A 23,192-nucleotide genomic window follows, 5' to 3' on the forward strand; every position below is an offset into this window, starting at 1 on the left:
CCACCGGACAGGATGGGTACATGCGGATCGCGATCACCGGCTCGACCGGTCTCATCGGCAGGGCACTCGTACGCTCCCTCACCGCGGACGGCCATCAGGCCGTGCGCCTCGTGCGCCGCCCGCCGCGGTCCGCGACCGAGGTGGAGTGGGACCCCGAGCGGCAGTGGGTGGACACCGACGGGCTCGCCGGGTGCGAGGGCGTGGTGCACCTGGCGGGGGCCGGCATCGGCGACCACCGCTGGACAGCGGCCTACAAGAAGAAGATCCGCGACAGCCGCGTGCTGGGCACCGCCGCCCTCGCCGAGGCCCTCGCCTCCCTCGACACCCCGCCGCGCGTGCTGGTCAGCGGCAGCGCGATCGGCATCTACGGCGACACGGGCGACCGGCAGGCCGACGAGAGCACCCCGCCCGGCCACGGCTTCCTCGCCGACCTCTGCCAGGAGTGGGAGGAGGCGGCCGGGGCCGCGGCCGAGGCGGGCGTGCGCACCGTCTTCGCCCGCACCGGGCTCGTCGTCTCCCGCGACGGCGGCGCCTGGGCCAAGCTCTTCCCGCTCTTCCGGTTCGGCCTCGGCGGGCGGCTGGGCAGCGGCCGCCAGTTCTGGAGCTTCATCGCGCTGCACGACCACGTCGCCGCCCTGCGCCATCTCCTGGACACCGAAAGCCTGTCCGGGCCCGTGAACCTCACGGCGCCCGTGCCCGTCACCAACCGCGAGGTGACCGCGGTCATGGGGCGCGTGCTGCACCGGCCGACGCTGTGCACGGCGCCCGCGCCCGCGCTCAGGCTGGCGCTGGGCGAGATGGCCGATGACGTGCTCGCGAGCCAGCGCGTACTGCCACGGCGGCTGCTGGACTCCGGCTTCTCGTTCGCCTTCCCGGACGTCGAGAGCGCCGTACGCGCGGCGCTGACCGACACACGCTGAACACGGCCCCGCCGCGGCCCTCCGGAACGTGCGACCACCGTGCGACCGTGCTCTGTCCGTGCGCGACTGTTGTTGACCGAATTTCTCTCTACGGTCGAGGCAAATCGCGCATTGCCGCTGCCCGTTGAGGGCATCAGGCCCCAGAGCGAGCGGACCGACCCCAGGAGGGCACGTGCTCAGCAGCGCACGCGACACCGCACACGACGCCGACGTCGTCATCGTGGGGGCCGGCCTCGCCGGGCTCTCCGCGGCGCACCGGCTCACCGCCGCCGGTGTAACGGTCATCGTCCTGGAGGCCGCCCCTTACGTCGGCGGACGGATGACGACCGGCCAGGTCGACGGCTTCCGGCTGGACCGCACGGCACAGCTGCTCAACACCGCCTTCCCCGAGCTGCTCCGCACCCCGGGCCTGGACGCGCTCACCCTGCGCCCCTTCGCCCCCGGGGTCCTGGTCCACGCCGACGGGCGCAACCAGCGCACCGGTGAACCGGGCCAGGGCAAGCGCGCGTTCACCACGGCCCGCGCCTTCGCGACGGCCGCCCGCGCCTCCCGCGCCGGCGGCCTCGACCAGGCCCGGCTCGGCACCGCCCTGGCCCGGCTGGCCGCCCTGCCCGCCCACCGGGTGCTCGCCCGCCCGGACCGGCCCACCGCCGACACCCTGGCGGGCCGCGGCCTGCCGTCCCGCACGGTCGAGGGCTTCCTGCGCCCGCTGCTGGCGTCGCTGCTGTGCGACCCGGACCTCACGACGTCCAGCCGCTGCGCCGACCTGGTGCTGCGCGGTTACGCCCGTGGCCGCCTCTGCCTGCCGGAGGGCGGCGCGGACACGGTGCCCGAGCTGCTCGCCGCACTGCTGCCGCCCGGCACGGTCCGTACGGGCGTGCGCGCCGAAGCCGCCTGCACCACCTCCGTCGGCACGGCCGGGCACGGCGAGTTCCGCTGCCGGTCGGTGGTCGTGGCCACGGGGGCCCGAGCCGCGGCGGAGCTGATCCCGGGCCTGCGGATGCCGGGGTTCCACCCGGTGACGGTGCTGCATCACACCACCCCGGAACCCCCGTTGCGCGAGGCGTCACTGATCATCGCGGGAGGCCGCCGCGGGCCGGTCGCGCACACGATGGTGGCCAGCGAGGTCGACCCCACCCGGGCGCCCGCGGGCCGGGCCCTGATCACCTCGACGGTGCTCGGCGCCGCGGCCGGGCTGCCCACCGCCGAACTGGACCGCGCGGCCCGCGCCCAACTCGCCCGCGTCTACGGCACGTCCACCACCGACTGGCAGCTGCTGGCCGCCCATCACGACGCGGACGCCGTCCCGGCCATGCCGGCCCCGCACGACGTACGCCGCCCGGTCCGCCTGCTGTCCGGCCTCTATGTCTGCGGCGACCACCGCGACACCAGCACCGTCCAGGGCGCCCTCTTCTCGGGCCGCCGGGCGGCACTCGCCGTCCTCCGCGACCTGGGCATCCGCGCACCACAGGATGCGGAGGAACTGCAGGCGGCGTAGGGCTGTCGCCGGGCGCGCTTCCCGAGAGCGAGGGCGCGCCCAGCCACGGCTACGACCTCCGAGGCCGGGCGCCCCGTGGGGGGGGGCTGCGGGTGACTGTGAAGCCGGGGGCGCCCCGTCGGGCGCGGGACCCTGACCCTGAGCGGCTCCGCCGCATGAGCGCGACGGGACCCAGAGGCTGCGCCCCATCAGGGGCGCGGGACCCTGACATTGAGCGGCTCCGCCGCGTGAGCACGACGGGACCCAGAGGCTGCGCCCCGTCAGGGGCGCGGGGAACTGCGCGACCAGCCCCCACCAACCCGCAGCCGCGAACCGGCCGCACGCTCCTCCCCAGTGGGCGGAACGGGGCAAGGGGCGAAGCCCCGAGCTCAAGGGGCGCGAGGCCGCGACACTGAGCGGCTCCGCCGCGTGGGCGCGGAACGCCGCGTGGGCGCGGAACGGGGCCCGGAAACGCGAAGGGGCCCGGGGACCAAGCCCCGGACCCCGTAAAGCGAGGGCACCGCTGAGGCTCCGTTAAAGCAGAGCCACCTTCTCCCGGTAAGCCCGAACGGCGGCCGCATCCCGATACGGCTCCAACCGCCGCTCGAAATCCCGGACATACTCCAGCGCCCGCACCGACCGCATCTCGGCCGCCTGCGCCGCCGCCTCCGCGCCCAGCGCGCACGCCTGCTCCAGCTCGCCGAGCCCCAGCCGCGCCGTGGCCAGCACCACGCGGCAGAAGAGGCGACTGCGGGCGTACGCCGCGCTGCGCAGCTGCAGGGACCGCTCCGCGTGCTGCGCCGCGGCCCGGTACTGCTGGAGGTCGCGGTGGCAGTGCCCGAACTCGTCGGCCAGCTGCGCCTCGTCGAAGAAGCGGGCCCAGTACGGCACCTCGTCACCCGGCCGCGCGCTCTCCAGCGCCCGCTCCGCCCGCGCGAGCGACGCCGAGCAGGCCCGCACCTCGCCGAGCACCCCGTGCCCCCGGGCCTCGACCGCGTGCAGCAGCGACTGCACCACGGACGGCGCCCCCGAGCCCACGCCCTGCTGGGCGACCCGGGCCAGCTGCACCGCTTCCCGGCCGTGCCCGAGATAGACCGCCTGCCGGCTCATGGTCACGAGCACATAGCTGCCGTAGGGCCGGTCCCCCGCCGCCTGGGCGAGCCGCAGCGCCTGGACGAAATAGCGCTGCGCCAGGCCGTGGGCGGCGATGTCGTACGACGTCCACCCGGCGAGCCGGGTGAGGTCGGCGACGGCGCCGAAGAGCCGCCGCCCGGCCGCCTCGCCGTAGGTGCCGCGGAGCATCGGCTCGGCCTCATGCTCCAGATAGCGCACCAGGGCCTGCCGGGCGTGCCCGCCGCCGTACGCGTGGTCGAGCGTCCGGAAGAGCTCACCCACCGACCGCAGCGCCGCGATGTCGCCCATCGAGACCCGGCCGCCGGGCCCGCGCTCGGCGTGCCGCTGGCGCGGCGGCAGGCCGCGGGACTGCGTGGGCACCCGGGCGGCGCCGTCCGTGACGGGCACGGGGGCCGCGCCGCGGGCCACGCGCTCGTCGGCCCGGCCGATCAGCCAGTCCCGGCTCGGCACCACCAGCCCCGCCGGGGTGAAGGCGATCTTCCGGAGCTCGGTGTGGCTGCCGGAGTCCTTTCGCCACAGGCCGCTGACGATGTCAATGGCCTCTTCCGGCGAAGCGGCGAATTCCAGCCCGGCGTACACCGGCGCGCACGCGTCCAGCCCGAGATCCTGTGCGGACAGCCGCCGGCCGAGCCGCCGGGTGAAGACCTCGGCGATCAGCGCGGGTGTGGTGCCGCGCGGCTGCTGGCCGCGCAGCCAGCGGGTGACCGAGGTCTTGTCGTAGCGGAGGTCGAGGCCGTGCTCAAGCCCTAACTGATCGACGCGCCGAGCCAGCCCTGCGTTGGAGAAGCCAGCCTCCGCGATCAGTGCGGCGAGCTGGCGATTGGGGATGCGCTGCGGGGGTCGTTCCGTCATCAGCCTGCCGGTCTCCCTGATCGCGTTGTGGAACGGCGCGAACTTAGCGGCCGCGCAACGCCCCGATCGCCGCCTTCGCCCCGCATTCATCCGATCGTGTGAGGACAGATCAAATACGCATGGAAGGCGTCCCCGGGGCCCATGAGAGCCGGGGCGGGCCGACCGGCCGCCTGCGGCGCTGTCGGCGGGCCGCCGTACAGTGGCAAGGGCGTGAGTGACAGCGTGCGGAATCGCGGGAGACGGCGTGAGACGCGCGGGAGACACCCACGGTGCACTGCAAGGTTCGAAAAGGTTCGAAGAGGAGCTGCCGTGAGTGAGCTGCGCTTTGTCCACCTGGGCTTCGGGGCGGACGCCGTCGAGTATCAGGAGGCGTGGCAGGAGCAGCGGCGGGTGCACGCGGCCAGGTTCGCGGACAAGGTCCCGGACACCTGTCTGCTGTTGGAGCACCCGGCGGTCTACACCGCGGGACGGCGCACGGAGGACAGCGAGCGCCCCCTGGACGGCACCCCCGTGGTCGACGTCGACCGGGGCGGGAAGATCACCTGGCACGGCCCGGGCCAGCTCGTCGGCTATCCGATCCTCAAGCTGCCGCGCCCGGTGGACGTCATCGCGCACGTGCGCCGCCTGGAGGAGGCGCTCATCCGCGCCTGCGCGGACTTCGGCCTGGAGACGACCCGGGTCGAGGGCCGCAGCGGCGTATGGGTGCTGGGCGACGCCCGGGAGGACGCCCCGGCCACCGGCGGGCTGAAGCTGGACTTCGACCCGCGGCTCGCGGACGAGGAGTTCGACCCGCGGCTCAACGGCCCGGAGTACGCCCCCTCGAACGCCGGCCAGCGCGGCGAGGACCGCAAGCTCGCGGCGATCGGCATCCGGATCGCCAAGGGCGTGACCATGCACGGCTTCGCGCTGAACTGTGACCCCGACAACACCTGGTTCGACCGGATCGTGCCCTGTGGCATCCGGGACGCGGGAGTGACCTCGCTCTCCAACGAGCTGGGACGCCGGGTGTCCGTGAGCGAGGTGGTGCCCGTGATGGAGAAGCATCTGCGAGAGGTCCTGGAGTCGGCGGAGCCCCTGCCGAGGGCGGTCTAGCGGTTACCCCGGGACACCCCGGCGGCCCGGGGGAATGGCCCCCACCGCCCACGGGTTGTCCCACCCATAACCCACACGCGCACCCCATACGCGTAAACACGTACGAATTAACGGGCGTACCCTGGTGTCCGCCGAAGAATCGAAGCCATAGGGAGCCGGACGTGTCCGCTGTCGCACCCGACGGACGCAAGATGCTGCGCTTGGAGGTCCGGAACGCCCAGACCCCCATCGAGCGCAAGCCCGAGTGGATCAAGACCCGGGCGAAGATGGGCCCCGAGTACACCAAGATGCAGAACCTCGTGAAGAGCGAGGGCCTGCACACCGTGTGCCAGGAGGCCGGCTGTCCGAACATCTACGAATGCTGGGAGGACCGCGAGGCGACCTTCCTCATCGGTGGCGACCAGTGCACCCGGCGCTGTGACTTCTGCCAGATCGACACCGGCAAGCCGCAGGCCCTGGACCGTGACGAGCCGCGCCGCGTCGGCGAGTCCGTGGTCACCATGGACCTGAACTACGCCACCATCACCGGCGTCGCGCGCGACGACCTGCCGGACGGCGGCGCCTGGCTGTACGCGGAGACCGTGCGCCAGATCCACCAGCAGACGGCGGGCCGCGAGGGCGGCCACACCAAGGTCGAGCTGCTGGCCCCCGACTTCAACGCGGTGCCGGAGCTGCTGGAGGAGGTCTTCGCCTCCCGCCCCGAGGTCTTCGCGCACAATGTCGAGACGGTGCCGCGGATCTTCAAGCGCATCCGCCCCGGCTTCCGTTACGAGCGCTCCCTCGAGGTCATCACCAAGGCGCGCGAGGCCGGTCTGGTCACCAAGTCCAACCTGATCCTGGGCATGGGCGAGACCCGCGAGGAGGTCGGCGAGGCGCTGCGCGACCTGCACGAGGCGGGCTGTGAGCTGATCACCATCACCCAGTACCTGCGCCCCTCCCCGCGCCACCACCCCGTCGAGCGCTGGGTGAAGCCGCAGGAGTTCGTGGAGCTCAAGGACGAGGCCGACGCGATCGGCTACTCCGGCGTGATGTCCGGGCCGCTGGTCCGCTCCTCGTACCGCGCGGGCCGGCTCTTCCAGCAGGCGATGGAGCGACGCACGGCCGCCACCTCCGCGCAGGCGCTCTGAGCGACCCGCCCGCAGGCCCCGACGCGGCCGGTACCGCCACCCGAAGGTGGGCACGGTATCGGTCGCGTCAACGTTTCATAGGTGTTTGACCAACTGGTCATCCATTGGTAACACCGTTCAGTGACGATGGAAGCACGCACCGCAGCAGTGCTCCCTCATCCGCACCGCCAGCCCCCCGCTGCTCTCAGTCATCCCATTCCGCTCTCCGAGGGGACCATGACATGCAGGCCGCGCCGGTACGCGCCTCTTTCGCTCCGCCCTCCGCACTGCCCGCCACCCTCTCCGTGCGGCCCCCGTCCGTCACGGGGGCCCTGCGCGCCCTGGAGGGGCTGCTGATGCGCCGTGGTCAGCGCACCGCCCGCCGGAACGCCTGGACCGCGGTGCTGGAGGACCGCCGCCGGGCCAAGGCCCGGCGCGAGGCGCAGCACCTGCTGGAGGCCGTGGCCACCCCAGGTCCGCAGGCCACGTAAACTTCGCCTTATGGCGAGGAAGGAAACATCCGAGAACCCCGGGCGACTGAAGCAGATCGCCCTGACCTACAAGATGACCAAGAAGGTCGACTCGAAGGTCGGTCTTGTCGTCGCGGCTGTGGGCATCGTCACCTTCGGTGTGCTCCTCGCCATCGGCTTCTGGATCGATCACCCGGTCTATCTGGGCATCCTGGGCTTCCTGCTGGCCTTCCTCGCGATGGCGATCGTCTTCGGACGCCGGGCCGAGCACGCCGCCTTCGGGCAGCTCGAAGGCCAGCCGGGCGCCGCCGCGGCGGTCCTGGAGAACGTCGGCCGTGGCTGGACCACGACGCCCGCGGTCGCGATGAACCGCAACCAGGACGTCGTGCACCGCGCGGTGGGCAAGGCGGGCATCGTGCTCGTCGGCGAGGGCAACCCCAACCGGGTCAAGGGCCTGCTGGCGGCCGAGAAGAAGCGCATGGCGCGCATCGTGGCGGACGTCCCGGTGCACGACATCGTGGTGGGCGACGGCGAGGGCCAGGTGCCCATCAAGAAGCTGCGCACCACACTGCTCAAGCTGCCCCGCGTGCTGCCCGGCGCCCAGGTGACGGTCGTCAACGACCGTCTGCGGGCGCTCGGCGACCTGCTCAGCAACATGCCCATCCCGAAGGGGCCGATGCCGAAGGGCACGCGGATGCCGAAGGGCCGCTGAGGCCCGTACGCACCCCCGTACAACGACGAAGGCGGGGCGGAACCTCTCGGTTCCGCCCCGCCTTTCCGTCTCTTGCGGCCCCGGCCTTTCCGCCGTCTTCCGGCCCCCTGTCCCGTGTCCCGCTCGCTCAGACTGTCCCGCTCGCTCAGATACGGACCTGGACGGCGCGGGCGAGCCGGTCGTGCAGGCCGCGGGTGTCGCGGTCCCAGATGATCGCCGGGATGCCGATCGCCAGCAGCACGCTGCGCAGCAGGACCCGCGGCAGCGCGAGCCGGCCGCCGTTCTCGCTGATCACGCGCAGTCCGAGCAGCCGCTTGCCCGGGGTGCAGCCGACCGTACCGACAGTGAGCACACTGAGTACGAAGAAGATCAGCAGCGCCCAGTTGCCCGTCTGCTGAGCCTTGCCTCCCGACAGGAAGGCGTAGGCGACGAGCATGCACAGCGCCCAGTCGATGAAGATCGCCGCGATGCGCCGGCCGGGCCGAGCGATCGAGCCCGGTCCGCTCTCCGGCAGTCCGAGGCGCTCCCCGCGGTAACCGAAGTCGACGCCCATCTCCTCGGCGGCCGCGCGCGGTCCGGAGAGCCATGAGCCCATTGCTTGCCTGTTGTCCACCCGACAACGGTACTGCGACCGCATACGTTCGCTTCCGCCCGGGTCCGGTATTAACCGTTTCGACCCTGCCCTGCGGCGCGTTCCGGTTAACCTCGGCGAAACAAATGGGTCATGCTTGGGAAATCCCGTCTCTCTAGGGTCGGCGTCAGCGCGGCACCGCATATGGACCCGCATATGAACGTGCCCCAACCCGCATATGGGCCGCGCCACCGAAGCAACCCCGACCGCTCGCGGCCGGGCTAGGAGGAGTTGGATGTTCCAGAACGGCGACGACGCCAAGAAGTTCATCAAGGACGAGGACGTCAAGTTCGTCGATGTCCGCTTCTGCGACCTGCCTGGCGTGATGCAGCACTTCACGATCCCGGCGGCGGCGTTCGACCCGGCCGAGGAGCTCGCCTTCGACGGCTCCTCGATCCGCGGGTTCCAGGCCATCCACGAGTCCGACATGGCGCTCCGCGCGGACCTGTCGACGGCGCGCGTCGACCCCTTCCGCCGGGACAAGACGCTCAACATCAACTTCTTCATCCACGACCCGATCACCGGCGAGCAGTACAGCCGCGACCCGCGCAACATCGCCAAGAAGGCCGAGGCGTACCTCGCCTCCACCGGCATCGCGGACACCGCGTACTTCGGCCCGGAGGCGGAGTTCTACGTCTTCGACAGCGTCCGCTTCGAGACCAGCGCGAACCAGTCCTTCTACCACATCGACTCCGAGGCGGGCGCCTGGAACACCGGTGCGGAGGACAACAACCGCGGCTACAAGGTCCGCTACAAGGGCGGTTACTTCCCGGCCCCGCCGGTCGACCACTTCGCCGACCTGCGCGCCGAGATCTCCCTGGAACTGGAGGCGTCCGGCCTCCAGGTCGAGCGCCAGCACCACGAGGTCGGCACGGCCGGCCAGGCGGAGATCAACTACAAGTTCAACACGCTGCTCGCCGCGGCCGACGACCTGATGCTCTTCAAGTACATCGTGAAGAACGTCGCCTGGCGCAACGGCAAGACCGCGACCTTCATGCCGAAGCCGATCTTCGGTGACAACGGCTCGGGCATGCACGTCCACCAGTCGCTGTGGAGCGGCGGCGAGCCGCTCTTCTACGACGAGCAGGGCTACGCGGGCCTCTCGGACACCGCCCGCTACTACATCGGCGGCATCCTCAAGCACGCCCCGTCGCTGCTGGCCTTCACCAACCCGACGGTGAACTCCTACCACCGCCTGGTCCCCGGCTTCGAGGCCCCGGTCAACCTGGTCTACTCGCAGCGCAACCGCTCCGCCGCGATGCGCATCCCGATCACGGGCTCCAACCCGAAGGCCAAGCGCGTCGAGTTCCGCGCGCCGGACCCGTCCTCGAACCCCTACCTCGCCTTCTCGGCCCTCCTCCTGGCCGGCCTCGACGGCGTCAAGAACAAGATCGAGCCGGCCGAGCCGATCGACAAGGACCTCTACGAGCTCGCCCCCGACGAGCACGCGAACGTCCCCCAGGTCCCCACCTCCCTCCCGGCGGTCCTGGAGGCCCTCGAGGCGGACAACGAATACCTCCAGGCGGGCGGCGTCTTCACCGCCGACCTGATCGAGACCTGGATCGACTACAAGCGCACCCAGGAAATCGCCCCGATCCAGCTGCGGCCGCACCCGCACGAGTTCGAGATGTACTTCGACCTCTAGATCGGCGTCGCCGTCACGCGCGAGGGCCGCTGTCTCCTTTCCGGAGATGGCGGCCTTCGCGCTGTCCGCGCCCGGTCCTCAGCCGGCCATGAGCGTGCGTACCAGGGCGCACGTCGTGTCCGAGGGGACGTGGACGCCTATCTGGGTCGCCGCTGTGCGGATGCGGCGGTTGTCGGCCCTGTCCGGGGTGTAGACGCCCGAGTGGAGCAGGGCGATGGCGAGGCGCATGGCCTTCAGGCGGCGGTTGTGGGTCTCGTACCACTCGCGGGGCTGCTCGGCGGGCAGGCGCTTCTTCGGCAGGGTCGGGAGACTGGGCAGGTTCGGGTGAGGTGGTGCGGCTGTGGGCATCGGCATCCTCCTGACACGTGTGTGAGCCCTCGCTCAACACCTCCTATTTTACTGCCGGGCACTGACAATCGGCCCAGGTCAAACGCCACTTGAGGGCTCTCGCGGTACGGTGTCCGGCATGGAGATCTGGATCAATCCCGCCTGTTCCAAGTGCCGCGGCGCGCTGTCGCTGCTCGATGCGGAAGGGGCCGCATACACCGTCCGCCGCTATCTGGAGGACGTACCGAGCGCCGAGGAGATCGGCGCCGTGCTCGACCGGCTCGGGCTGGAGCCGTGGGACATCACGCGGACGCAGGAAGCGGAGGCCAGGGAGCTCGGGGTGAAGGACTGGCCGCGCGACGCGGGGGCGCGGGACCGCTGGATCGCGGCGCTCACGGAGCACCCGAAGCTGATCCAGCGGCCGATCATCACGGCGGACGACGGTTCCGCGGTGGTGGGCCGTACGGACGAGGCAGTGCGGGAGGCGTTGGGCAGGTCGGCGAAGCCCTGATCCCGCCGCCGGGGTCCGGCGGGCCCGGGCCCCGGAGGGCTCGTCACGCGCCCTGAACGCATTCGACCATTACCGTAAGTAATTCGTTCACCTTAAAGCCGCTTTCAAGTAAGCCCGGCTGATTTGATGTTGACGGTTCGTCTGTTTCACCCCCGACCCCCAGGGAGACGCAGTGCCGCACATCAAGTCCACGAAGTCCGCGAGAATCATCGCCACCGCCCTCGCCGCGGTGGCGATATCCGCGGCACTGCCGCAAACGGCTCGGGCCGCGTCGACGGACGGTTCCGTTCCGGAGCTGAAGGTGCTGACGTACAACACCTTCCTGATGAGTAAGAACCTCTACCCGAACTGGGGTCAGGACCACCGGGCCAAGGCGATTCCCGCAGCCGGTTTCTTCCAGGGCAATGACGTCGTGGTGCTCCAGGAGGCTTTCGACAACGGCGCCTCCGACGCCCTGAAGGCGAACGCGGCCGAGCGGTATCCGTATCAGACGCCGGTCGTCGGGCGCAGCAAGGACGGCTGGGACGCGACGGGCGGGAATTACTCCTCCACCACGCCGGAGGACGGCGGCGTCACCGTGCTCAGCAAATGGCCGATCGTGCGCAAGGAACAGGTGATCTACCAGGACGCGTGCGGTTCGGACTGGTGGTCCAACAAGGGCTTCGCCTATGTGGTGTTGAATGTGAACGGCACCAAGGTGCACCTTGTCGGCACGCACACCCAGTCGACCGACAGCGGCTGCAAGGCGGGCGAGGCGGCGGCGGACCGCGCCAGGCAGTTCCGGCAGATCGGCGCTTTCCTGGACGCCAAGAGGATTCCGGCCGGTGAACAGGTCATGCTCGCCGGTGACCTCAATGTGGATTCGCACGGCCCGGAATACGCCTCGATGCTCGCGAACGCCGGCCTCGCGCCGGCCGCGGCCCGCACCGGCCATCCGTACTCCTTCGACACCGAGGAGAATTCGATCGCGTCCTACCGCTATCCCGGCGAGGCCCGCGAGGATCTCGACTACGTGCTGCACCGCGTCGGCCACGCGCGGCCGGGCAACTGGCGGAACACGGTGGTCAAGGAGCGGTCCGCGCCGTGGACGGTCTCCAGCTGGGGCAAGGACTACACGTACACCGATCTCTCGGACCACTACCCGCTGATCGCCGGGAACGAGTGAGCCCGACGGCGGGGTGCCGGGCGCCCGGTACCCCGCCGTCGCCGGGTTGTCAGTGGGGGGTGACAGGATTCCTCCAAGCGGGCCGCTGATCGCGAGCGGTCCCCGGAGCGAGGGGGAACCATGCTGCCCATCACCGTGAACACCGAGTCAGGAGAGGTCCGTTCGGAGATCGGCGCCGAGGAGCTGGCCCGCCTGATCGGCCGGCTGGGCGCGGACGGTGACCGGTTCGTGGTGGCCGAGCGCACGGCCGACGAGAGCGGCGGCGACCACTATCTCCAGACGTGGCACGAGGGCGACGGGCCGTACGAGGTGGAGTACCGCGAGGGCTCGGCGGAGCGGCACTTCGGGGTGCGGATGGCGAGCGCGGACGAGGTCGCGGACGTCTTCGTGGCGTGGGCGCTCGGCACGCGGGGCTGGTCGGAGGGGTATGCCTGGGAGCGGGTCGAGCTGGGCGCGGAGGAGCCCGGCGCCGGCCTCGGGGCGGACTTCGCGGACGTGCCCGTGGCGGAGCTGGAGGCCGAGCTCGGGCCCCGGCTGCTGAAGGAGGCCGAGGAGCAGGCCCGGCTGCTGATCCGGTGCGGCTTCGACCCGGCCGAGGAGATAGCGGACGAGGTCTCCGACTACTTCTCCGCGGACGGCGCCACGCCGCTTCCCGTGGCCACCGCGCGGCGGATCGTCGGCAGGCTGTGGCGCGAGCGGCTGGCCGAGCAGGCCGGCTGGCCCGAGGTGACGGACGCCGACCGGGTCGCGGCGGCCTTCGCGGCGCTGGACTCGGCCGGGATCACGGCCCGGATGCACTTCACCTGCTGCTCGCGGTGCGGGTTCGCGGAGATCGGCGCGGAGGCGGCGGAGGGGGACCACGGGTTCGTCTTCTTCCACTACGAGGACACGAGGGCCGCGGTGGCGGGGCAGGGGATGTGGCTGTCGTACGGGACGCACGCGTCCGGTGACCTGGAGGCCGTGGCGGAGGTGGGCCGGGACGTCGTGGCGGCTCTGACGGAAGCGGGCCTGCCGGCGTCGTGGGACGGCGATCCGGAGCGGGCGATATCCCTCACCGGGCTGGACTGGCGGCGGCGCCTGCGCTGGTCCTGACCGCCCTCGCCCCCCTGCCGCCGAGTGCTCGGGGCGGGGTGCCGGAGGGGGGCGGGCCCACGGGACTCCGGGGCTCGCCCGCCCCGGAACCCGTTCACCCCACATCAACAACCCCCGGTAACCCCTGCTCTCCCGTCACGCGGCATGCTTCAATAGGTGCATGGCCAGCTTCCAGAACACCGCGACGGGTCGCAGCGACCTCGAGCCCTTCTGGCCTTCCCGCCAGCACCACGACTTCGACCGAGTGTGTTGCCGCGCGACTTCCGCGCAGGCCCACTCCTCTCGCTGACCCCCACGTCGAAGTCAGCCGCCGGACACCTGGTCCCGGCCAACGGCCCGCGCACACGCACGTCCCCTCGACGGTCTCCCGCGCGAAAGAGCTGAGCTCTCCATGACGAACCTCCGTACCCTCGCCGCGCCCGCCCCGACGTCCTCGGGCACCCGCACCCCCGCCCAGGGGGCGCATCGGCACCGACTGCGGGCCGTCGCCCCGGACGAGGTGCCCCCGGTCGCCGAGCTGCTGCACTCCGGCGCGGCGACCTGGATGCCCGCCCCCCAGCACACCGTGCCCAGCCTCCCCGGCCAGCCGCCGATGATCGGCTACCTCGTGCTCGTACCGGCGGAGCAGCCCGCCGCCGAGACCCCGGCGCCCGGCGGCCGGGGGGACGCGCTGGTCAGCATCGACCCGGAGCAGCGGATCGCCCGTATCGCGGGCAGGCCGCTGGGCCTGACCTATCTGGAGTTCGAGCTGCTCGCCCATCTCGTCGCGCACCCCCACCGGGTGCACACGCGCGACCAGTTGGTGACCACGGTGTGGGGTTACGGTCACGTGGGCGACGGCCGCACGGTCGACGTCCACATCGCCCGGCTCCGCCGCAAGATGGGCGCCGAGCACCGCGCCTCGATCGTGACGGTGCGGCGCGTGGGCTACAAGTACGCGCCTCCCGCCGGCTATTGATCCGGCCAGCACGCGCCGGGCGGCCGCGCCGACGCGCGAGGCTCCCGGCGCGTGCCGCGCGACCGCCCCGGAAAGGGCGTCTGTCGAGGTCAGGGGGGTTAGGTACACCATGGCCGGGGTGCCCGCCCCAGTGACCGATCGCCTGTGCGGGCAGAGACTAGAGTCGGTCCAGGGCCGAGCCGCGGTCCCGGGAACGACGCACACGGGGGAACACCGGCATGAAGATCGCCAAGGCGCTGCTGGCCGCGGCGCGCGGGCTGTGGCTGACGGTCGTCGGGCTGGTGATGTCGACCCTGCTGTTCACCCTCACGCTGGTGTCGCTGGTGCTGATGGCGCTGGGCATCGGCTTCTTCACCACCCCGGTCGTCCTGTCGGCCGTGCGGTCGTACGCGAATCAGCGCCGACGGCAGGCCGACGCGTGGTCGGGGGTGCGCATCCCGGTTCCGTACCGGAGGCTGCCCGAGCGGCGCGGCGGGTTCGTCGGACAGGTGGAGCACTGCCTGACGCTGCTCAAGGACAAAGCGACGTGGCGTGACATCCAGTGGCTGTTCGTGGACCTGTCGGCGGGCGCGGTGCTCGCCGTGCTGCCCGCGACGCTGATCATCTATGTGTTCTGGGGCCTGGTCCTGGCCCTCGGGGTGTGGAAGCCGATCGTCCGGGTCAATGACGTGCAGTGGTTCGCGTTCGTGCCCGTCACCGACCAGTTCACGGCGAACCTCGCGGCGGCGGTGGGTCTCGGGTTCGGCGTGCTCGGGGTCTTCGTCAACCAGCACCTCCTGCGGACGCACTTCCGGCTCACCAAGGCACTGCTGCGGCCGGCCGCGGAGCGCGAGCTCGCCCTGCGCGTCGAGCACCTCACCGAGACCCGGCACGACGCGGTGGACAGCTCCGCCGCCGAGCTGCGCCGCATCGAGCGCGACCTGCACGACGGGGCGCAGGCCCGGCTGGTGGCGATGGGCATGAGCCTGGGCACGATCGAGGCGCTGGTCGAGCACGACCCCGCCCAGGCCAAGCGGCTGCTGGCCGCGGCCCGCGCCGACTCCGCCGAGGCCCTCGCCGAGCTGCGCGACCTCGTCCGCGGCATCCATCCGCCCGTGCTCGCCGAGCGCGGCCTCGGTGACGCCCTGCGCGCCCTCGCCCTGCGGATGCCGCTGCCCGTCGAGGTGGACGTCCGGCTGCCGGGGCGGGCCGGGGAGCCGGTCGAGTCGGCCGCGTACTTCGCGGTCAGCGAGGTGCTCACCAACGCCGCCAAGCACTCCCGCGCCCAGCGGGTGCGGCTCGACGTGCACCACGCCGAGGGGGCGCTGCGGATCTCGGTGGCTGACGACGGCCGCGGCGGCGCGGCGGTCTCCGGCGGCGGGGCCCGCGCAGGCGGCGGCACCGGCCTCCTCGGCATCGAGCGCCGCCTCGGCGCCTTCGACGGCGTCCTGGCCGTGAGCAGCCCGGTGGGCGGGCCCACGACGGTCACGATGGAGATCCCCTGCGCCCTGCGCTGACGCCCCGTCATCCCCCCATGGAGAACCCCTTGCGCGTCGTGCTCGCCGAAGACCTGTTCCTGCTGCGGGACGGGCTGGTCCGGATGCTGGAGGCATTCGGCTTCGAGATCGCCGCGGCGGTGGAGAGCGGACCCGAGCTCGGCCGGGCGCTCGCCGAGCTGAAGCCCGATGTCGCGGTCGTGGACGTACGGCTGCCGCCCTCGTTCACGGACGAGGGCCTGCAGTGCGCCCTGGCGGCCCGCCGGGAGACCCCGGGGCTGCCGGTGCTGGTGCTGTCCCAGCACGTGGAGCAGCTGTACGCGCGGGAGCTGCTCGCCGACGGCAGCGGGGGCGTCGGATATCTGCTGAAGGACCGGGTGTTCGACGCGGCGCAGTTCGTCGACGCCGTACGGAGGGTCGCGGCGGGCGGCACCGCGATGGATCCGCAGGTGATCTCGCAGCTGCTGACGCGGCGGTCGCGGGACACGCCGATGGGGCGGCTGACGCCGCGCGAGCGGGAGGTGATCGAGCTGATGGCCCAGGGGCGGTCGAACGCCGCGATCGCCGGGCAGCTGCACATCACGGAGCGGGCGGTCACGAAGCACACGTCGAACATCTTCGCCAAGCTCGGCCTTCCGCCGTCCGACGACGACAACCGCCGGGTGCTGGCGGTCCTCGCCTATCTGGACCGGGGCGCAAGCCCCGCCTGACCGCCCGCCGGGCAAAATCGCCGACGGGCTCTCCTTGCTCCCCCTGATGGCCCCCGCTAGCGTGCGCCTCGCACGCGCGCGTCGTCGCGTACCGCACAGTGGGGAGCGCCATGACCGAGCTGCCGACGCCGCCGTCCAGACGCGCGGTGCTGGGGGCCGTCGGAGCGATCGGCGCGGGAGCCGCCCTCGGCACCTCCTCCCCCGCGGCGGCCTCCGTCCCCCGGCTCCCCGCCCCCTTCGACCCCGCCCCCGCCCGTGCCGCGCTGGAGCGCCTGCTGGCCGCCCACGCGCGGCAGTTCACGCTGACCCCGCTGTCCTCGGGCCGGGAGCGCTTCGAGGTGACCGGCACGACGGGCCGGATCGAGGTGGCGGGCACGAGCCCGGCGGTGCTGCTGACCGGTGTGCACTGGTACCTCAAATATGTGTGCGGGGCCCACATCACCTGGAGCGCGCGCCACCTCGATCTCCCGGCCGCCCTCCCCGCGCCGAGCGAGCCGCTGCGGCGCTCCACCGCGCTCCCGCACCGCTTCGCGCTCAACGACACCAACGACGGCTACACCTTCCCGTACGCCGACTGGCCCTACTGGGAGCGGATGATCGACATCCTCGCCCTGCACGGCTGCAACGAGGTGCTGGTGATCGCCGGGCACGAGGCGGTCCACCACCGCGTCCTGCTGGACAGCGGCTACAGCGACGCCGAGGCGCGCGCCTGGCTGCCCGCCCCCTCCCACCAGCCGTGGTGGCTGCTGCAGAACCTGAGCGGGTACGGCGGCCCCCTCTCCCCCGCGCTGATCGCCCGGCGCGCCGCGCTGGGCAGACGGATCTGCGACCGGCTGCGCGAGCTGGGCATGGCCCCCGTCCTGCCGGGCTATTACGGCTCGGTGCCCGACGGCTTCACCGAGCGGAACCCGGACGCCCGGGTCGTCCCGCAGGGCGTGTGGCACGGCTTCGCGCGCCCCGACTGGCTCGACCCGCGCACCGGCGCCTTCGCCCGCACCGCGGCCTCCTTCTACCGCCACCAGCGCGAACTGTTCGGCGAGGCCGCGTACTTCAAGATGGACCTGCTGCACGAGGGCGGCACCGCGGGCGACGTCCCCGTCGCGGCCGCCGCCCGCGGCGTCGAGAAGGCGCTGCGCGCCGCCCACCCGGAGGCGGTCTGGGTGATCCTCGGCTGGGAGAGCAACCCGCTTCCCGAGCTGCTCGACGCCGTCGACCGCGAGCGGATGCTGATCGTCGACGGCATCTCCGACCGCTTCGAGGGGATCACCGACCGGGAGAAGGACTGGGGCGGCACGCCGTACGCCTTCGGCAGCATCCCGAACTTCGGCGGGCGCACGACGCTGGGGGCGAAGACCGACGTCTGGGAGGCGAAGTTCTTCGCGTGGCGGGACAAGCCGGGCAGCGCCCTGGCCGGCACGGCGTATCTGCCCGAGGGCGCCGACCGCGACCCGGCGGCCTTCGAGCACTTCTCGGAGCTGGCGTGGCACGAGGAGGCGCCGGACCGGGAGCGGTGGTTCCGCGCGTACGCGGACTTCCGCTACGGCCGCCGGGACGCCGCGGCCCGGGACGCGTGGGCGGCGCTGCGCGACACCGCGTACCGGCAGCACGCGCCCGGGCGCAGCGACCCGCACGACAGCCTCTTCGCCGCCCGCCCGGACCTGGCCACGGACCGGGCCGGGGAGTACGCGCCGGACGCCCTGTCGTACGACCCGGTCCGCTTCGACGCCGCGCTCACCGGCCTGCTGGCCGTCGGCGCGGACCTGCGCGGCCGTGACACCTACCGCTACGACCTGGCCGACGTCGCCCGCCAGGCGCTCGCGCACCGCAGCAGGCAGCTCCTCCCCGAGCTCCGGGCCGCCCACGACCGCGGGGACCTGGCCGCCTTCCGGGCGCTCGCCGCGCTGTGGCTGAGGCTGATGGGCCTGGCGGAGGACATCGCGGGCACCCACCGGGCGTTCCTGCTCGGGCCCTGGGACGCCGCCGCGCGGGCCATGGCGACGGGGCCGCAGGAGGCGGACGAGCTGGTGCGCGCGGGCCGGACGCTGCTGACCCTGTGGGGCGGACGGGCCACGTCCGACGGCGGCAAGCTGCACGACTACGCCAACCGCGACTGGCACGGCCTGATGAGCGGCTTCTACCTGCCGCGCTGGCGGCGCTGGCTGGAGGAGCTGGAGGACGCGCTGCGCGAGGGCCGCCCGCCGCGGGCCGTGGACTGGTTCGCGGTGGAGGAGCCGTGGACGCGGGCGCGGACGGCGTACGCGCTGCGGCCGGTGGGCGACACCTACGGCACGGCCGTACGCGTACGGGACACGCTGGCCGCCGCCCCGTACCAGGGCGCGCTGTCCACCGCCGTGAGCCCGGCCGCCGTGCCGCCGGGCGGCACCGCCACGGTCACCGTCGCCCTCACCAACATGAACGGCCTGCGGGCCACCGGCCGCGTCGACCTCGCCGTGACGGGCCTCAAGGCCGAGGCGCAGGGCCCCACTTCGCTGCCCGGCCTGCCGCCCGGCGGCAGGGGCACGGCCCGCTGGCGCGTCACCGCGCCCACCGCACCCCTCGACCGCCCGCTGCGCCGGCTGCCGTACGAGGCGGGCGCGCTCTACGGCCCGCAGGGCGCGGCGCGGGTGCGGAGCGTGCGGAGCGGTGTGCTGTTCCTGGCCGGTCCGCTCGCCGCCGGGTGGCGCACGGTCAGCGGGAACGCCGCCGTCTTCGGGCAGCTGGAGGACGACCGCTTCGCGATCGACGGCTCCGGCGAGGACCTGTGGAAGGGCACCGAGCAGTTCGGCGCGCTCTACCTCGCGGGCGCGCTGCGGGCGGGCGGCACGGCGACCGTGCGGGTCGACGCGCAGACGGACACGGGCAGTTGGGCGCGTACGGGCATCATCGCGCGCGACGACCTGACGGCGCGGTCGCCGGGGGCGGTGAACCTCGCGCTGACGCCGGGCCAGGGCGTGGTCCTGTCGTACGACGCCGGCGGCACCGGCGCGTTCGACGCCTACCGGCGCATCACCGGGGTGCGGGCGCCCGCGTGGCTCAGGCTCGGCCGGATCGCCCCGGGGGTCTTCCGGGGCGAGTGCTCCACGGACGAGGGCGGGTCGTGGCGGACGGTCGCGGAGGTGCGGGTTCCGGGCGCCGCCCGGGCGCAGGACGTGGGTCTCTTCCTGACCGCGGGCAACGACGGCAGCGGCGCGCGCGGGCTGGCGGAATTCAGCGGGTGGCGGCTCGGCTGAGCGTACGGCCCGCACCGGATACGGGCCCGGTTCCGGCCGAACCCTGCCGGAGCGGGCCCGCTCCGACGATCATGGCCGCATGACCACACCACGCACGCCCCGACGCCTCCCCCGCCTCGCCCCCGCCTATGTGGGCGCGCTCTCTCTCGCCTCGGCCGTCACCCACCACTGGCTCGCCCCGGACGACCGGGAGCGACTGCTGAAGCGCTGTTCGACGAATGTCGACAATCTGGAGAGCGGGCGCTGGGACACCCTCGCCACCAGCGCCCTGCTCATGGAGGGCGCGATGGAACTGCCCTACGCCCTGCTGCTCCTGGCGGTCCTCGGCCACGCCGAGTACGCGTACGGCGCGTGGTGGGCGGCGGGGGCCTTCGCCCTGGGGCACGTCGGCGCGACCCTGCTGGTCTACGGCGGGCTGCGGGCCGTACGCACCTCCCCGCGCACCCGGTCGGCCACCGACGTCGGGCCGAGCTACGGTTACCACGCGGTCCTCGGCGCGCTCGGCGCACTGCTTCCACGGGGCGCCGCGCGCACGACCGCGTACGCCGCGCTCCTCGCGTTCGGCGTGCGCCCCCTGCTGCGCAGGAGGCCGACGTTCACGGACGCCGGACATCTGACCGCGCTGGGGCTGGGGGTGGCCCTGGGGCTGGGGTGCGAGCGCGCCCTCGGCTACCGTTCGGCACAATAACGGTAGAAATCCGACAAGGGGAGACGCGCCCATGCCGCAGTTCGACGCCTCGACCATCATCAATCTCCGCGACCTCGGCGGCATCGCGCTCGCCGGCAATTCGGCCGTCCGCCCGGGCCTGCTGCTGCGCTCCGGCCAGCTCGACCGGCTCGACCCGGAGCTCGACCCCGCGGTCGCGGCCCTCGGCATCCACACGGTCGTGGACCTGCGCACCGAGCACGAGCGGCACGAGCGCCCCGACCAGGTGCCCGCGGGCGCCCGGCTGATCGTCGCGGACGTGATGGCCGCCGGGGTGACGGGCGGTGACCGCGTGCCGGCCAAGCTCGACTCGGTGCTCGGCAACCCCGCCGTCGCGGACGAGCACCTCGGCAACGGCAAGGCCGAGAAGCTGCTCTGCGACGCCTACCGCGCCTTCGTGACCTCCGAGTCCGCCTGCGGCGCGTACCGCCTCCTGCTGTCGGCCCTCGCCGAGCCGGACTGCGGCCCCCTCCTCTTCCACTGCACCGCGGGCAAGGACCGCACGGGCTGGGCGGCCACCGTGATCCTGCTGCTCCTCGGCGCGGACGAGGCCACCGTCCAGGAGGAATACCTCTCGGTCAACCCGGCCGTGCGGGCGGCCTTCGCCCCGCTCATCGACCGCTTCACCGAGGCGGGCGGCGACCCGGAGATCTCCGACGCGATCCTCGGCGTGCGGCCCGCCTACCTCGCGGCGGCGCTGGAGGAGATGGAGCGGGGGTACGGCGGGGTGGAGGCGTATGTCCGCGACGGGCTCGGCGTCCCGGACGAGGCGGTCGACCGCATCCGCGCACGCTACGTGGCCTGAAGGCCGCCGGCCGCCGGTCCGCCCGATCGTCAACCCGTCGCGCGGCGGACGCCGCCCGGCGGCGCCGCGGGAACCCCGGCCCGCGCACGTGCTACCAGCGCCGACCACGCGATCCCGGTCACCCGGCGGGCGTGAGGTGACCATCTCACCATTCACTCGTTCTACGGACCGTGGAGCAGCAAGCGACAGCCCCGAGGCCCATCCCGCCCGTCGACGTCGAGCAGGCGGAGGCCGCGCTCATCGAGCACTACCCGCGTCTCGTGCGGCTCGGGTATCTCGTGCTGCCGCCCGCCCTGGGCCGCAATCGCCGGGTGCTCACCGCGCACGCCCTCGTGCAGCGCGCCCTGCCCCGCAACAGGGTCACCGAGGCCGAGCTCGCCGGGCTGGCCGTGCCCGCCCCGCGCGGCGGCGCCGGCTCCCCGGGCGACCCGGGCTATGCGTATGTGCGGCAGCGCGTGCTGCGGGCCGCCCTCGAAGCGGGCCGCCCGCGCGGGCGATGGCAGCTCCCCAAGCCCGGCCGGCTCCCCCCGCTGCTGCCGCAGGTGTGGGGCCTGCGGCTGTTCCCCCGCTCCGGCGGCGCCGACGAACTCGCCCTGGACCAGGCCCTCGCCGCCCTCTCCGGGCCCGGCCGGGCCGCGTATGTGCTGCGCGCCCTGGAGCTGCCGTCCGACCGTGACGTCCGGCAGGCGCTCAAGGCCGCGGGCGTCGCGGACCCGGCGTCCGCGCTCATCGAGGCGGACGGGCTGCGCACACCGCCCGGGAGCCGGGACGCGTCGCTGCTGGAGTCGATGGAATTCGACCCCTGCTCCCTCCAGGCCCGGCCGACGGACCTGATGCGCCGCCGCCAGCACGGCCGGGCGGCCCTCGCGGCGGCCGCGGCGGCCGCCGTGTGCGGCACGCTGCTGGTGCTGCCGGGCAGCGACTGGGGCCCGGACGGCGCCGCCGCTCCCCCCTACGCGCAGAACGCCTCGGCGCAACAGGCCCTGGATCCAGCCAAGTTGACCCGGGCGGGCGCCGACACGTGGAAGCGCGCCGACCGCCCCGGCTTCGCCGTCTGGCCCGCCCGCGGCAGCCGCACCGCCGACCAGGCGCTGCTGCGCCGGGCCCTCGCCGTCTGGGCGCGGCCGGGCGGCAGCGTGCGGGTGACCGCCACACCGGGCACCGCCACCGGCCCCGCCGCGGGCCCCCCGCAGCTGCTGTACGCGGGCGAGGTCGGCCAGGCGGCGGTCGTGGTCTTCCACGACGGGCTGCGCCTCGTGCGCTACGCCGAGGCCAGGAACGGCGACACCGGCGGCGCGGCCCTGGACTTCGCCCGCGCGGACGCGGCCGACGAGGATTCCGCGACCGCGGTCGTGGTCGGCCGGGCCGACACCGACGTCCGCTATCTGACGGCCCCTTGGGTGAGCGAGGTCTCGGTGCGCGATCTCCTCAAGCCCGGTGACAGCGCGCGGCCCCTGCGCACGGCCGCGGACGGGGTGACCGACCCGACCATCAGCCCGGCCTCGGCGAACGACTGCCACAGCTGGCCGGCCCTCCAGATGGGCGGGCGCCTGGTGACCGACCTCGGCGAGCTGACCCCGGCCCGGCTCACCACGGGCGCCCCCGGCGAGCGGCGCGACGTCACCGGCCCGGCCGCCCGCGCCGACTGGGCGCACACCGCCTGCCATCTGCAGACCATGCGGGCGCAGGGCGTGCGCTCGGTGAACTCCTGGTCCTTCGCGACCCAGCCGCTGCCCGGCGGCGCGGCGGGCAGCGCGGAGTGGCTGTGCACCCGGGCCGAGACCTGGCGCGGCGCGGGCAGCCGGGTGCTGGCGCTGTTCCAGCCGCCGGGGACCCGGCCGGGCGCGGCGAGCCCGCCCGTCGCCCGCGCCGAGGGCTCCCCCGCGTGCGGCGAGCGCGACCCGCACGCGCTGGCGGGCGTGCTGTGGAAGTCGCCCGGCGGCAATTGGTACGCGCTCGCGGCCGGCAGCGACGACGTGCAGTCGATCACCGCGACCGGCGCGGTGCGGACCACAGCGGCCGGCCGGCTGCTGGCCGTCCCGGCGAAGCCCGGCTCCCGGACGGCGCTCACCGCGCGGCTGGCGGACGGGCAGAAGCTCACGGCCATCCAGTGACCGGCCCATGGGTGACGTGACGAACGCCCCCTGCCCGCCTGCCTCCTGGGCGTGATCCGC

Annotated in this window: 20 protein-coding genes; 17 read left to right on the forward strand and 3 right to left on the reverse strand. The window is 73.3% G+C overall.

The features are described from left to right. The first annotated feature begins 20 nt into the window (after window positions 1–20). Window positions 21–920: a TIGR01777 family oxidoreductase gene (locus tag ACH427_RS01655; protein WP_398867324.1), complete on the forward strand. Its 900-nt coding sequence runs from the start codon at window positions 21–23 to the stop codon at window positions 918–920. Window positions 921–1,092: 172 nt separating this feature from the next. Further along, on the forward strand, window positions 1,093–2,418 hold the full coding sequence (locus ACH427_RS01660; protein ID WP_398867325.1) for an NAD(P)/FAD-dependent oxidoreductase: 1,326 nt from the start codon (window positions 1,093–1,095) through the stop codon (window positions 2,416–2,418). Between the two features lie 513 nt (window positions 2,419–2,931). On the opposite strand, the gene ACH427_RS01665 is transcribed toward ACH427_RS01660, so the two are convergent. Beyond that, window positions 2,932–4,383: a regulator gene (locus tag ACH427_RS01665; protein WP_398867326.1), complete on the reverse strand. Its 1,452-nt coding sequence runs from the start codon at window positions 4,381–4,383 to the stop codon at window positions 2,932–2,934. Window positions 4,384–4,692: 309 nt separating this feature from the next. On the opposite strand from ACH427_RS01665, the gene lipB reads away from it, so the two are divergent. The 4 genes from lipB to ACH427_RS01685 all read left to right on the forward strand — a co-directional run bounded on the left by lipB (window position 4,693) and on the right by ACH427_RS01685 (window position 7,763). Beyond that, complete coding sequence (gene lipB, locus ACH427_RS01670; protein WP_398867327.1) at window positions 4,693–5,475, forward strand: lipoyl(octanoyl) transferase LipB; 783 nt, start codon at window positions 4,693–4,695, stop codon at window positions 5,473–5,475. A 161-nt stretch (window positions 5,476–5,636) separates the two neighbouring features. Further along, window positions 5,637–6,602 carry a lipoyl synthase gene (gene lipA / locus ACH427_RS01675; RefSeq protein WP_398867328.1) on the forward strand — a complete coding sequence of 322 codons (966 nt, stop codon included), beginning with the start codon at window positions 5,637–5,639 and terminating at the stop codon, window positions 6,600–6,602. A gap of 221 nt (window positions 6,603–6,823) precedes the next feature. Then, window positions 6,824–7,072 (forward strand): hypothetical protein, encoded by a 249-nt coding sequence (locus tag ACH427_RS01680; protein ID WP_398867329.1) that lies wholly within the window; start codon window positions 6,824–6,826, stop codon window positions 7,070–7,072. Window positions 7,073–7,082: 10 nt separating this feature from the next. Further along, window positions 7,083–7,763, forward strand: a complete 681-nt coding sequence (locus ACH427_RS01685; RefSeq protein ID WP_398867330.1) for a DUF4191 domain-containing protein — start codon at window positions 7,083–7,085, stop codon at window positions 7,761–7,763. A 145-nt stretch (window positions 7,764–7,908) separates the two neighbouring features. Here ACH427_RS01685 and ACH427_RS01690 read toward each other — a convergent pair whose 3' ends face one another. Beyond that, entirely contained in the window at window positions 7,909–8,376 is a 468-nt protein-coding gene (locus ACH427_RS01690; protein ID WP_398867331.1) for an RDD family protein, read from the reverse strand. Window positions 8,377–8,629: 253 nt separating this feature from the next. On the opposite strand from ACH427_RS01690, the gene glnA reads away from it, so the two are divergent. After that, window positions 8,630–10,039 (forward strand): type I glutamate--ammonia ligase, encoded by a 1,410-nt coding sequence (gene glnA / locus ACH427_RS01695; RefSeq protein WP_398867332.1) that lies wholly within the window; start codon window positions 8,630–8,632, stop codon window positions 10,037–10,039. Window positions 10,040–10,117: 78 nt separating this feature from the next. On the opposite strand, the gene ACH427_RS01700 is transcribed toward glnA, so the two are convergent. Continuing rightward, on the reverse strand, window positions 10,118–10,387 hold the full coding sequence (locus ACH427_RS01700) for a hypothetical protein (RefSeq protein ID WP_398867333.1): 270 nt from the start codon (window positions 10,385–10,387) through the stop codon (window positions 10,118–10,120). A gap of 118 nt (window positions 10,388–10,505) precedes the next feature. On the opposite strand from ACH427_RS01700, the gene ACH427_RS01705 reads away from it, so the two are divergent. The 10 genes from ACH427_RS01705 (at window position 10,506) to ACH427_RS01750 (ending at window position 23,132) form a co-directional block, all read left to right on the forward strand. After that, entirely contained in the window at window positions 10,506–10,877 is a 372-nt protein-coding gene (locus tag ACH427_RS01705; protein ID WP_398867334.1) for an arsenate reductase family protein, read from the forward strand. Between the two features lie 172 nt (window positions 10,878–11,049). Continuing rightward, window positions 11,050–12,042, forward strand: a complete 993-nt coding sequence (gene sph / locus ACH427_RS01710; protein ID WP_398867335.1) for a sphingomyelin phosphodiesterase — start codon at window positions 11,050–11,052, stop codon at window positions 12,040–12,042. Between the two features lie 120 nt (window positions 12,043–12,162). Beyond that, window positions 12,163–13,134: a DUF6891 domain-containing protein gene (locus ACH427_RS01715; protein WP_398867336.1), complete on the forward strand. Its 972-nt coding sequence runs from the start codon at window positions 12,163–12,165 to the stop codon at window positions 13,132–13,134. A gap of 391 nt (window positions 13,135–13,525) precedes the next feature. Then, window positions 13,526–14,092 (forward strand): winged helix-turn-helix domain-containing protein, encoded by a 567-nt coding sequence (locus tag ACH427_RS01720; protein ID WP_398867337.1) that lies wholly within the window; start codon window positions 13,526–13,528, stop codon window positions 14,090–14,092. A gap of 218 nt (window positions 14,093–14,310) precedes the next feature. Continuing rightward, the gene (locus ACH427_RS01725) at window positions 14,311–15,588 is read left to right on the forward strand and encodes a sensor histidine kinase (RefSeq protein WP_398867338.1); all 1,278 of its coding nucleotides are present in this window, start codon (window positions 14,311–14,313) and stop codon (window positions 15,586–15,588) included. Between the two features lie 29 nt (window positions 15,589–15,617). Continuing rightward, complete coding sequence (locus tag ACH427_RS01730) at window positions 15,618–16,277, forward strand: LuxR C-terminal-related transcriptional regulator (protein WP_398867494.1); 660 nt, start codon at window positions 15,618–15,620, stop codon at window positions 16,275–16,277. Between the two features lie 110 nt (window positions 16,278–16,387). After that, window positions 16,388–19,507 carry an alpha-N-acetylglucosaminidase TIM-barrel domain-containing protein gene (locus ACH427_RS01735; RefSeq protein WP_398867339.1) on the forward strand — a complete coding sequence of 1,040 codons (3,120 nt, stop codon included), beginning with the start codon at window positions 16,388–16,390 and terminating at the stop codon, window positions 19,505–19,507. A 79-nt stretch (window positions 19,508–19,586) separates the two neighbouring features. Continuing rightward, the gene (locus tag ACH427_RS01740; protein WP_398867340.1) at window positions 19,587–20,195 is read left to right on the forward strand and encodes a rhomboid-like protein; all 609 of its coding nucleotides are present in this window, start codon (window positions 19,587–19,589) and stop codon (window positions 20,193–20,195) included. Between the two features lie 31 nt (window positions 20,196–20,226). Beyond that, window positions 20,227–21,018, forward strand: coding sequence for a tyrosine-protein phosphatase (locus ACH427_RS01745; protein WP_398867341.1), 792 nt, complete (start codon window positions 20,227–20,229; stop codon window positions 21,016–21,018). 170 nt (window positions 21,019–21,188) lie between these two features. After that, complete coding sequence (locus ACH427_RS01750) at window positions 21,189–23,132, forward strand: hypothetical protein (protein ID WP_398867342.1); 1,944 nt, start codon at window positions 21,189–21,191, stop codon at window positions 23,130–23,132. Window positions 23,133–23,192: the final 60 nt, after the last annotated feature.

It is taken from the genome of Streptomyces sp. NPDC020379 (genome assembly GCF_044387105.1).
Lineage (GTDB): Bacteria > Actinomycetota > Actinomycetes > Streptomycetales > Streptomycetaceae > Streptomyces.

Bases quoted from the DNA above. Each gene is read 5' to 3' on its own strand.
- ACH427_RS01655 (WP_398867324.1), top strand. From the start codon at position 21: ATGCGGATCGCGATCACCGGCTCGACCGGTCTCATCGGCAGGGCACTC.
- ACH427_RS01740 (WP_398867340.1), top strand. From the start codon at position 19,587: ATGACCACACCACGCACGCCCCGACGCCTCCCCCGCCTCGCCCCCGCC.
- ACH427_RS01685 (WP_398867330.1), top strand. From the start codon at position 7,083: ATGGCGAGGAAGGAAACATCCGAGAACCCCGGGCGACTGAAGCAGATC.
- ACH427_RS01680 (WP_398867329.1), top strand. From the start codon at position 6,824: ATGCAGGCCGCGCCGGTACGCGCCTCTTTCGCTCCGCCCTCCGCACTG.
- ACH427_RS01715 (WP_398867336.1), top strand. From the start codon at position 12,163: ATGCTGCCCATCACCGTGAACACCGAGTCAGGAGAGGTCCGTTCGGAG.
- ACH427_RS01665 (WP_398867326.1), bottom strand. From the start codon at position 4,383: ATGACGGAACGACCCCCGCAGCGCATCCCCAATCGCCAGCTCGCCGCA.
- ACH427_RS01705 (WP_398867334.1), top strand. From the start codon at position 10,506: ATGGAGATCTGGATCAATCCCGCCTGTTCCAAGTGCCGCGGCGCGCTG.
- ACH427_RS01745 (WP_398867341.1), top strand. From the start codon at position 20,227: ATGCCGCAGTTCGACGCCTCGACCATCATCAATCTCCGCGACCTCGGC.
- ACH427_RS01720 (WP_398867337.1), top strand. From the start codon at position 13,526: ATGACGAACCTCCGTACCCTCGCCGCGCCCGCCCCGACGTCCTCGGGC.
- ACH427_RS01725 (WP_398867338.1), top strand. From the start codon at position 14,311: ATGAAGATCGCCAAGGCGCTGCTGGCCGCGGCGCGCGGGCTGTGGCTG.
- ACH427_RS01700 (WP_398867333.1), bottom strand. From the start codon at position 10,387: ATGCCCACAGCCGCACCACCTCACCCGAACCTGCCCAGTCTCCCGACC.
- ACH427_RS01735 (WP_398867339.1), top strand. From the start codon at position 16,388: ATGACCGAGCTGCCGACGCCGCCGTCCAGACGCGCGGTGCTGGGGGCC.
- glnA (WP_398867332.1), top strand. From the start codon at position 8,630: ATGTTCCAGAACGGCGACGACGCCAAGAAGTTCATCAAGGACGAGGAC.